This window comes from Mesorhizobium sp. M7A.F.Ca.US.005.03.2.1, assembly GCF_003997795.1.
Taxonomy (GTDB): domain Bacteria; phylum Pseudomonadota; class Alphaproteobacteria; order Rhizobiales; family Rhizobiaceae; genus Mesorhizobium; species Mesorhizobium ciceri.
In genome coordinates this window covers 1-3,024 of sequence record NZ_RZRP01000765.1, presented here as the reverse complement: position 1 = coordinate 3,024, position 3,024 = coordinate 1, and the positions used below count along the sequence as shown (strand labels likewise).

The window sequence follows — 3,024 nt, the reverse complement described above, 5'->3', positions numbered from 1 at the left end:
CTTCCAGGAATCACCGTCAAGGCCGACTCACGACCTTTTCGCCATGAGCCGCGAAGAGGGCATTCCGCCGGAAGCCGATGGCTGCCTTCTCTCGTTCATCGACGGCTATGTGGTGAGCGGCCATGTGCCGGTCGGCACGGTCAACAAGCTCTTGACCGAGCGGCCCGACATCAAAGGGCATGACGCTGCCCGGCATGCCGATGGGCTCCCCCGGCATGAGTGGCACGAAGGAAGCGCCCTTCGAGATTCTCGAAATCCGAAAGTCTGACGCGACCGGCGGCATCTACGCCACGGAATAGGAGGCTTCGATGATGGAATGCATGAGCGGCATGATGATGTTCGGCACGGGCCTGGTGTGGCTGCTTGTCGTCGTCGTGCTCGTCCTCGGGACGGCCGCGCTGATCAAATACCTGTTCTCCAGCGGCGGCAAAGGAGAAGGGCGTCGGTCCTCTTATCGATGCGTGGCCGCGGCAGGCCTCGGATTGGTCTGGACATTGCCTTGGCTCGCCAACCGGATGGCCGCGCCCCGGCCGCGGCGATAGCGCTAGGCAAGACGGTTTTAGCCAGGCGAAGGTCAGCGCGATTGGAAAGCCCGCTGCCTTCGGGACGCATGCCGGCGCCGGGACCGGCCGCGGTCGTCGGCGGCGGCTACCAGAGCGACATGCCGGGCTTCGGGAATGTCCTCACCGACGAGGAGATCCGGGCCGTTCTGGCCTTCATCAAAAGCACATGGCCCGAGCGGGAACGCGCCTATCAGGCAGATGAGCCGCCGGGAGCGGGAGCAGACACAGTGAGACCAATCCTAGCCGCGGAGCCCTCGAACGCCCCCAACCGGAATGCATTGTCCATGAAAGCGAAACCGTCGCTTGCGATTCAATTTCTGGCGCTGATCCTCGGGACCTCCGCGCTGGCCCACCATCCGGGCGCCGATCTCGACAAGATGAGGGACAGCGCGGAGAGGTTCTTCCAGGCGATCGACGAGCAGGCCGCGCCGCCTTTCGAACTGGCCGACGCGGACGGAAGGGCCGTCCGCCTTCCGATCTCTCCGACAAGATCGTGGTGCTCTACTTCATGACGAGGTAACCTTGGAAGAAGAAGGCGACGGCCACTGGCGGCAGGATGGCAAGCACGCTGGCCGCAAAAAGCGGCCCATACTCATAGAAGCGGGCCGGTTCTGTCGCAAATCGTGCTTTTGGCCACAACTGGACGCTTTCGCGCGCTTATGGACCAGCTCACATGACAGGGCTCGACGTGCCCCGGGGTGGCGCCCTACTTCCACGCTCGCACTGTCACACTCCCGCCGAAAGGCGGGTTTAGTGAGTTATGGCAGTGACTGTGCCACCAGTCCAAACGTCGAGTTTCGCGGCAACTTCGACGCTTTCCTTAGCTGACTTGCCCAAAACCAGCGCGGCCAAAGCATACTGCTTGCCGCTCCCGATGGCATAATATTCACCTTTCACGGGATCACTTGGCAGCCAATTGCCGTCCAACAATACGGCTTCCCCATTTTTGCGCACTATCAGCGCCTCAAATTCAAAATTGTCGTCGTTGCGCGGCACAGGAATATCAGAAACATCCATGCCCTTCTCAACCCAGTCTCGAACGGCCTTTGGAATACCCAAGGACGAAGAGGAAACGCCGATGAGTGTGCCGTCGCATAAGCGAAACACCTTCGTTTTCTCACCGACGGATACTGAGTCAAAACCCAAGGCTCGGCCGTCGCCAGCCATGGTTCCGTTCCTGTAAGCTATTGTTGTCATTGGCACCCTTCTATCGCTGCATCAAACTTCAGGACCTTGCGCATGTCCCCTGTGTCAAGGTCACTGACCGACGGCCTATTTGCCTGATACACGATACAGGCTGCGCTCCTTGAGTTCGCGCACGGGTGGCCGTCATCTTGCCGCCTTCGCGCAATGCCTTGAACAGGCCGAGTCTGTCCCCCAGCGGGAATGACAACCACCTCCATGTCGTTGAAACGCAGGAAATCCGTCACTTTGCCTCGTCGGTAACGGGCGGAGCCGGAGCGGTCGTCACCGGGCAAGCGCGGTCGCAGTAGGTATCCTGGGCAGCCCGTCAGACATGGATGGCTTCGGTTGTGTCATGCGACTTCTTGTTGGTCGGTCACGTGTTTCCGGATAACCAGCATGCGCTGTGCCAAATGAGAAAACCATTTAAAGTCAATCCAGCAGATCTGACTGTATTCCGACATTGTCGGAAATTGGACATCGCCGAACGCGGGCGCTCGGGGCTTGTGATGATACTTGGGCGTGCTGCTTCGGAGGAGGGATGCGCCTCGTACCGGCCGCGAAGCCTTCCTGCATTTAAGGCGCCAGATCAATTGAACGCGATGCCGGGCAGCGTCGCAGCGGCTAAGCCAGCCACTCGCATTGCTCCCTGACAGGATGGTGCCGATCCTGCTGAGATCGCATGCTGGCGCGACGTTGCTTTGCGGCCACCGTCGCGCCTGCCCGTGAACTGTTCGCGCCTGTGCTCATGCTCGCCTTGACACCCTCGATGGGTCCATCCGGGATGGTCAACCATCCGGAACATAGCGGGCAGGCGGGCATCTTCACCAGCAGTCTCTGTGTCGCTCTCGTGGCGGCAAACAAGATCGAGGCTGGCGGGGTGATGATCAACGGTCCTCGAACCATCGATTTTGATCGCGGTGGCCGTTCAGTGCGTTCAAGCACGAGGCGCCGTTAGACGGCACCGCAGCATCATAGCGAAGTGCCATGCAGGACGACTCCCTGCAGCATCGTCTCGCGCAGCCAAACACTTGCCGGATCACTGTTGTGAACGGCCGGGCGTTTGACGGCCTGTGACGCGAAAAGGCAACGGAAGATCTAGCATTTATGGGGGAAATGTTTTTTCGGAGTGCTTGACCCGCAGGAAGGGCAGGGCATGACTGCCTATCGCCCGACCCGGCAAGGCCGCACTCATGACCGGCTGGGCTCGGTTAATCCTGCATGCCGCGCCCATGAGGTTACTTGTCCGGAGTGCGTCGAGCACAACGAGGAGATGTAG

3 protein-coding genes and 1 pseudogene are annotated in these 3,024 nt (G+C 60.3%); 3 read left to right on the top strand and 1 reads right to left on the bottom strand.

What is annotated here, in order from left to right:
* The 3 genes and pseudogenes from EN991_RS29860 to EN991_RS41825 form a co-directional block, all read left to right on the top strand.
* Positions 1-299 (top strand): annotated as a pseudogene (locus EN991_RS29860) (DUF411 domain-containing protein); the annotation flags it as partial.
* Positions 300-308: 9 nt separating this feature from the next.
* Positions 309-542 carry a hypothetical protein gene (locus EN991_RS41215; RefSeq protein ID WP_127312611.1) on the top strand — a complete coding sequence of 78 codons (234 nt, stop codon included), beginning with the start codon at positions 309-311 and terminating at the stop codon, positions 540-542.
* A 41-nt stretch (positions 543-583) separates the two neighbouring features.
* Positions 584-1,075, top strand: a complete 492-nt coding sequence (locus EN991_RS41825; RefSeq protein ID WP_244514239.1) for a cytochrome c — start codon at positions 584-586, stop codon at positions 1,073-1,075.
* A gap of 238 nt (positions 1,076-1,313) precedes the next feature.
* On the opposite strand, the gene EN991_RS29845 is transcribed toward EN991_RS41825, so the two are convergent.
* Positions 1,314-1,730: a hypothetical protein gene (locus EN991_RS29845; protein WP_063169404.1), complete on the bottom strand. Its 417-nt coding sequence runs from the start codon at positions 1,728-1,730 to the stop codon at positions 1,314-1,316.
* Between the last annotated feature and the right edge of the window lie 1,294 nt (positions 1,731-3,024).